The following is a 6,000-nucleotide window of genomic DNA, read 5'->3' as shown; positions in this document are numbered from 1 at the left end:
CGGCTGGAGCGGCCTGTTCGGCCGGCGCCTGCTCGGTCTGCTGCTGCTGGTCGCGCTTCTTCCTGCGCGGCTGCTGTTCCTCGGCTGGAGCGGCCTGTTCGGCCGGCGCCTGCTCGGTCTGCTGCTGCTGGTCGCGCTTCTTCCTGCGCGGCTGCTGTTCCTCGGCGGGTGCTGCCTGTTCGGCCGGCGCCTGCTCGGTCTGCTGCTGCTGGTCGCGCTTCTTCCGGCGTGGCTGCTGCTCCTCGGCGGGCTGCTCGCTCTGGGCAGGCGCGGCCTGCTGTTCAGGCTGGGCCTTCTTGCGTTCGCGCTTCTGTTCGGGTTCCGCCTGCTGCTTTTGTGCGCAGGCTTCGGCCGCTTCGCCTTCGGCGCATGCTGCTTGCGACAGGATGAATGGGGCTGCCGTGCGCTGGGCAAGGCCGGACGCGACACTTCCCTGAAGCGGGAACGCGCCCAACGGCGCGGATGCCATCAACAGGCCAAGTGCCGTGCCTGCCAGAATCCGTGGTTGGCGTTTCATCGAAATTCTCCTTGTGGGGTCCCATCCTTGCCGAAACCGATCTTGTGCCGATTGGTTCCAGTCTGGCACGGATAGAGGCCGTACGGGGCGATTGACCGACCTTTTGAAGGCAACTTCATGTCATTCACCTGGCGATAGCCGCAATTGCGACCATTGCCGCGCTTGACCTTGCCCGCGGCTGGGGCCACATCCCGGAAATGGAAACGCCATTCTGGAAAACCAAGGCGCTGGAGGCGATGAGCCCGGCCGAGTGGGAATCACTGTGCGACGGCTGCGGCAAATGCTGCCTGTCAAAGCTTGAGGACGAGGACACTGGCGAGATCTACTGGACCAGCGTCGGCTGTCGGCTGTTCGACGCCGAGACCTGCCGCTGTTCGGACTATGCCAATCGGCTGGCGCGCGTTCCCGACTGCGTCGGGCTGACGCCGCAGAATGTGCGAACCATCAGCTGGCTGCCCAGCACCTGCGCCTATCGGCTGGTGGCCGAAGGCCGCGACCTCTACTGGTGGCACCGGCTGGTGTCGGGCAGCGCCGAGACCGTGCATGAAGCCGGCATCTCGATGCGCGGCCGGGTCAAGGCGAGCGAAACCGATCTTGCCGAGCCGGAAGACTATTTTGACTATGTGCTGGACGAGGAGCCGTAGGACCAGCGACGGTGAGCAGGAGCCTCCCGTTCGAATGCATTCGGCCAATCAGCGGGGTCGGAACCGGGGCGTCGAGTCAGACGTTCTGGCCTTCACCAAGGGCTGGGGACGACGGCAAATGGCCGGAACTTTCCTTCTTCCCGCCATATGAACCGGAGATGAACGGCAGGTTCGTAAAGAGTTCAGACAGGCAAGCGCATTCTCCCCCTCATCGGTTCACAAGGGGGCGAAGGCCCGCAAAAGGAGAGAAGACGATGTTCAACACGATCAAGACGGCAGCCCTTTCGGCCCTGGTCGGTCTCGGCACGCTGGCGGCTGTTCCCGCTCACGCCGACAGCCTTTACCTCGGCTTCGGCAACAACAACGACCCGCGTTTCGGCGTCTATACCGGTGACGACGGTTATCGCCATCGCCGTGACGAGCGCCGTGGCGACTGGCGCCGTGGCTGCTCGCCGGACCGCGCCCTCGACAAGGCCGAACGCATGGGTCTGCGCCGTGCCCGCATCGTCGACGTCAGCCGTCGTACGGTGAAGGTGATGGGCCGCCAGGACGGCGACCGCGTCGTCGTCGTGTTCGCCAATGAGCGCGGCTGCCCCGTCATCTATCGCTAAGGCCGGCTTTGGCGGATCATAGAGGCATGATCGTCTGCGAGGATCAGCCGGGAGACACGACCTTCAGTGAAGGTCGGTCTGGCAGCATGATCTCCTACGAAGATCAGCCGGGACTAGCCGAGCCCCTTTCCGTTTGAAGGGTGTGGCTCGAAAAAACCCCGCGGGAGCAATCCCGCGGGGTTTTTCATGCACGCTATTGGCTGATGATTGCCGTGGTCAGGCTCAGCCACGGATCGTCAGAGCCGCCTACTTCAGTTCGAAGGTGACGGTGACCTGCACATTGTAGGCGTTCTCACCGGCTTGCACCGGAGCCGCAGCACCGGCCGCGGCGTCGAAGGCCTTGGCGTTGATCGGCATTGGCGTCGGCGCCATGTTCTGATCGGTGATCTCGAGCACGCGACCGAGGCTGACGCCGGCGGCCTGGGCCAGCGTCTTGGCCTTGGCCATGGCGTTGGCGACCGCCTTCTTGCGCGCCTCGGTGACCGTGGCCGCCGGGTTGTCATTGGTGAAGGCGATGCCGCCGCCCTGGTTGACGCCGAGCGACACTGCTTTGTCGAGGATCTCGCCGGTCTTGTCGACATCGCGCACCCGCACCGAAAGCGTGTTGGTCACCTGATAGGCGACGAGTTCGGCTTCCTGGCTGCCGTCCGGCTTGTTGGTGTAGTTGTAGCGCGGGTTGATCTGGATGCCGGCGGTCTGCAGGTCGCGGTCCTGGATGCCGGCCGACTTTATCGCCGCGATCACGGCGGCCATGGCGTCATTGTTGGCATCGAGCGCCGCGCGCGCGGTCTTGGCCTCGCGCATGACGCTCAGCGTCAGGACCGCCAGATCAGGCGCTACGGTTGCTTCGCCTTCGCCTGACACGATGATGCGGGGTGGCGTCGGCAAATCGGTGGCTCCAGCCATCGCCGGAAAAGCGATTGCAGTGGCGAGCGCGAGAGGCAAAAGATGTCTGGTCATGAAAATCTCCTTGGTCTGCGATCAAGTCGCAAGGGGTCGCGTAGAGCGCGATTATGGGTTGATTTGGGCGATCTGCGGAAGCCCATCGGGAAAGCCTTGTGCCGCGATGCGAAAAACATTAATCCAGCCCGCGTGGGGCCTGTAGCTCAATGGTTAGAGCCGGCGGCTCATAACCGCTTGGTTGGGGGTTCGAGTCCCTCCGGGCCCACCATCCAGTCCCCTTGTTTTTCGGGGTTTCGACCGTCTCAGAATACCTCCGACATTTCCGTGGGTTAGCGCCGAGTAGTGGGCAACACTTGGCTGAGACGCCGCGGTAAACGCAAAACACCCGACTTTTAAGTCGTCCGTCTCTGTCGGGCGAATTCCGTAGCCAAGTGTTTGCCAAAGCGATGGTCGACTGGTCAGCGAGATGCTCGCCGGATGGTTAGAAGCCCAGGAGTGCAGCCTGGTCAGTCCAAGTAAGGGGGAGGTCCGACAATCGGGACAGCCGGTGCGCCGTTAGTTCAACAGGTTGATCACCTGCAACGATGTTGGCCGCAATTTTTGGAACGAGGAAAGCGAAGGGCAATAGGCGGCTGACCTCGGATGTATCGGTGCCGTTGAGCATGGCAACGTCGGTAAGGCTGCGACCGACTCCGTCTGTAAGTTGGCCGAGATATAGGTGGGCGCGGCGCAGAAGGTTGATCAAGGCGGCATCGGGTGCCCGGTTGATATTGGATCCGTTGGTAAGCACGATCCGCGTTTCGACGCCGCGACGCTTCATTCCGATTGGACATTCGATGGAAGTTACTTGGGCGCTATCGTTGGGTGGCAGCTTTCGGTCGAGAAGCAATTCCGATAGCGAGCGGCGATCCAGTTCGATGGTCAATAAACCAAGCTTGAGGGTGATCCTGTGAACGATCTTTTGGAGGAGAGATCGCTTCGCATCCGTAGTGCCTGAAGCCCAACACGACCGCATCTCGTCAACTCGCCGCATCGCTGCCTGGATTTCGCCAGAGTCTGCCCATTGCCAAATCCAATCAGACAGTTGGGCTTGATCACTGAGAATCCGATTGAGGCGATGCTCAACAACTGACTCAAGTGCGGGTGCCGGAAGACGCCAGCCCTCGGAACCTTTCCTGCGCTCATCGACGAACTGCTTTGAGACATAGTATCGGTAGCGAACACCTTGCTTATTGGCATGAACCGATCGCAATTTCTCGCCCGCTTCATCAAAGAGCAGACCGGTGAGCAAATGGGCTTGCGTGACATTGGACTCGCTTCGCCGCCGCGGCGCCTGAGAGGCAAGTAGTGCCTGGGCCTCGTCGAACGTGGCAGACGTGACAATTGGCTTGTGCTCTCCATCGTAGACCTGATCCTTGTGCCTGATCTTGCCGACGTAGACCGGGTTCGAAAGCAGGTGGTAGAGGTTGCCGCGGCCAAACGGCATGGTAACTGCAACTGATCCGTCTATGAGGTGTCGCGATCGTGTGGAAACCCCGTCGCTCGCAGCCTCATCGACAAGGTCGCGCACTGACCTCAGGGTGAGATAGCGGGCGAACAGGTGTCTGACTGTTTGTGCCTCGGTTTCGTCAATCACCAGCTTGCGGTACTCGACACGATAGCCCAGGGGCACCACGCCACCCATCCACATGCCTTTCTTCTTCGAGGCCGCGATCTTGTCGCGGATACGCTCTGCTGTAACCTCTCGCTCGAACTGGGCGAAGGACAAGAGCACGTTGAGCGTGAGCCTGCCCATTGAGGTTGTGGTGTTGAACTGCTGCGTGACCGAGACAAACGAGACGGAGCTGGCATCGAAGATCTCGACGATCTTGCAAAAATCCATCAGCGAACGGGTGAGGCGGTCGATCTTGTAGACGACCACCACATCGACCTCTTTGTCCCGGATGTCCTGTAGGAGACGCTGCAGGGCAGGGCGCTCCATCGTGCCGCCCGAAATCCCGCCGTCATCGTAGTGGCTTGGCATCAACTTCCAGCCAAGACCGACCTGCGATGCGATGAAGGCCGCGCACGCTTCGCGCTGGGCATCGAGCGAATTGAATTCCTGCTCCAATCCCTCTTCGGTCGATTTGCGAGTGTAGATCGCGCAGTTGAGGCGAGGGATTGCTGTCATAGGCCAAAGAACCTCGGGCCAGACCAATGGGCGCCGGTAATGCGGCGGGCGACAGCCGACAGCGATCCGTACGTCTTGCCATCGAGCACGAAGCCGTCATAGACCACTTCGATAACGTGCATCCGGCCATTCCATTCCCGCACCAGACGGGAGCCGATTCTTGGCGGAAGGGATCGTGGCGGCGACGTTAGTGCCTTATCCGATGACGCTGCTCGGACCGACGGAACACCGTCCTCGCGATCCGGTCCAGTATTGCTCGGTTGGACAGCCTTTACGTTGGACTGGCGCGCGTTGCCTGCTCCGAGTGTTTTCTTGACGGTCGAAGGTAAACCACCCAATCGCTTGGCCTGGAGATGCCAGGCGGCCGACCGTTCAAGCAACCCACGTTTGACCCCTTTGGGCGGCGGGCAGCCATAGGCCTTTTTCCATGCTGCCGTGAGTTCATCACGCGTGAGACCGCCAATCCCGGCGATCTCACTATCCAGATCCTGTCTTTTGCGCATCTAGGTCAACCGGCGGTCTTCGCCTCGGCAATGCGGTACCGCCTTTGTCCGTCCTTGCCGGTGTCGCTGAGCAGTTCGTGGCCAAGCTTCTTCTTGACGGTACCGGAGAGGAAACCCCGCACCGAATGCGCCTGCCATCCCGTCGCATCCATCAGGGTTTGGATTGTAGCGCCTTTGGCCGACTTCAGCTTCTTGAGGACGATGTCGGTTTTGGTAGGCGCTGCGGGCGCTTCGTCCTTTGCCTTCTTGACCGTCACCGCGACGGTCACCACGGACTTCTCGCGCGGCTTCCGGGTTGGGGTGCTGTCGTCGACGCTGGGTGCCGTATCGGCGGCTTCCGCATTGTCGGCCTTCATAGTGGTGTTGTTAAAGATAGACATTTCAAATCTCCATCAGTTAGAAGCCCGGACCATTCCGGCGCTTGTACTGACCGAAGCCCGCTGTCTTGGCGGGCTGGAGATTCTGCTCGTTGTTAATCCATTGTTCTTCTGCTGCGCTGGCAACACCAATGCTTCGTTGCCGTATGAAGTCCAGTCGAATATCGCTGCCTTCGAGGGCTTAGACCACACCAGTGGACCTTCCCACGACGTGTCGATGCTCCCAAGTCCATCTGGCATTTGAAAAGTTAGGAAATCGCGATGAAATGACAGCG

6 protein-coding genes, 1 tRNA gene and 1 pseudogene are annotated in these 6,000 nt (G+C 60.8%); 3 read left to right on the top strand and 5 right to left on the bottom strand.

The features are described from left to right. Window positions 1-517: pseudogene (locus NKJ37_RS21805) on the bottom strand (OmpA family protein); the annotation flags it as partial. A 197-nt stretch (window positions 518-714) separates the two neighbouring features. Between NKJ37_RS21805 and NKJ37_RS21800 the strand changes: the two are divergent. Next, window positions 715-1,161, top strand: coding sequence for a YcgN family cysteine cluster protein (locus NKJ37_RS21800; protein ID WP_013530173.1), 447 nt, complete (start codon window positions 715-717; stop codon window positions 1,159-1,161). Between the two features lie 254 nt (window positions 1,162-1,415). After that, entirely contained in the window at window positions 1,416-1,772 is a 357-nt protein-coding gene (locus tag NKJ37_RS21795; RefSeq protein WP_023809642.1) for a hypothetical protein, read from the top strand. Between the two features lie 246 nt (window positions 1,773-2,018). On the opposite strand, the gene NKJ37_RS21790 is transcribed toward NKJ37_RS21795, so the two are convergent. Beyond that, entirely contained in the window at window positions 2,019-2,732 is a 714-nt protein-coding gene (locus NKJ37_RS21790) for an SIMPL domain-containing protein (RefSeq protein WP_352774949.1), read from the bottom strand. A gap of 135 nt (window positions 2,733-2,867) precedes the next feature. Here NKJ37_RS21790 and NKJ37_RS21785 point away from each other — a divergent pair. Further along, window positions 2,868-2,943: transfer RNA gene (locus tag NKJ37_RS21785), tRNA-Ile, on the top strand. 213 nt (window positions 2,944-3,156) lie between these two features. On the opposite strand, the gene NKJ37_RS21780 is transcribed toward NKJ37_RS21785, so the two are convergent. The 3 genes from NKJ37_RS21780 to NKJ37_RS21770 are packed head-to-tail and all read right to left on the bottom strand — an operon-like array spanning window position 3,157 to window position 5,728. After that, on the bottom strand, window positions 3,157-4,845 hold the full coding sequence (locus NKJ37_RS21780; protein WP_352630553.1) for a recombinase family protein: 1,689 nt from the start codon (window positions 4,843-4,845) through the stop codon (window positions 3,157-3,159). Then, window positions 4,842-5,348 (bottom strand): DUF2924 domain-containing protein, encoded by a 507-nt coding sequence (locus tag NKJ37_RS21775; RefSeq protein ID WP_032908834.1) that lies wholly within the window; start codon window positions 5,346-5,348, stop codon window positions 4,842-4,844. The genes NKJ37_RS21780 and NKJ37_RS21775 overlap by 4 nt, the downstream gene beginning before the upstream one ends. Window positions 5,349-5,353: 5 nt before the next feature. Further along, window positions 5,354-5,728 carry a DUF3489 domain-containing protein gene (locus tag NKJ37_RS21770; RefSeq protein ID WP_245273115.1) on the bottom strand — a complete coding sequence of 125 codons (375 nt, stop codon included), beginning with the start codon at window positions 5,726-5,728 and terminating at the stop codon, window positions 5,354-5,356. Window positions 5,729-6,000 lie beyond the last annotated feature (272 nt).

It is taken from the genome of Mesorhizobium sp. M0140 (assembly GCF_040322475.1).
Lineage (GTDB): Bacteria > Pseudomonadota > Alphaproteobacteria > Rhizobiales > Rhizobiaceae > Mesorhizobium.
This window is presented reverse-complemented; position numbering and strand designations above follow the sequence as displayed.

What these genes read in the sequence shown, in the direction of transcription:
- NKJ37_RS21800 (WP_013530173.1), top strand. Translation starts at nt 715, where the DNA reads ATGGAAACGCCATTCTGGAAAACCAAGGCGCTGGAGGCGATGAGCCCG.
- NKJ37_RS21795 (WP_023809642.1), top strand. Translation starts at nt 1,416, where the DNA reads ATGTTCAACACGATCAAGACGGCAGCCCTTTCGGCCCTGGTCGGTCTC.
- NKJ37_RS21790 (WP_352774949.1), bottom strand. Translation starts at nt 2,732, where the DNA reads ATGACCAGACATCTTTTGCCTCTCGCGCTCGCCACTGCAATCGCTTTT.
- NKJ37_RS21780 (WP_352630553.1), bottom strand. Translation starts at nt 4,845, where the DNA reads ATGACAGCAATCCCTCGCCTCAACTGCGCGATCTACACTCGCAAATCG.
- NKJ37_RS21775 (WP_032908834.1), bottom strand. Translation starts at nt 5,348, where the DNA reads ATGCGCAAAAGACAGGATCTGGATAGTGAGATCGCCGGGATTGGCGGT.
- NKJ37_RS21770 (WP_245273115.1), bottom strand. Translation starts at nt 5,728, where the DNA reads ATGTCTATCTTTAACAACACCACTATGAAGGCCGACAATGCGGAAGCC.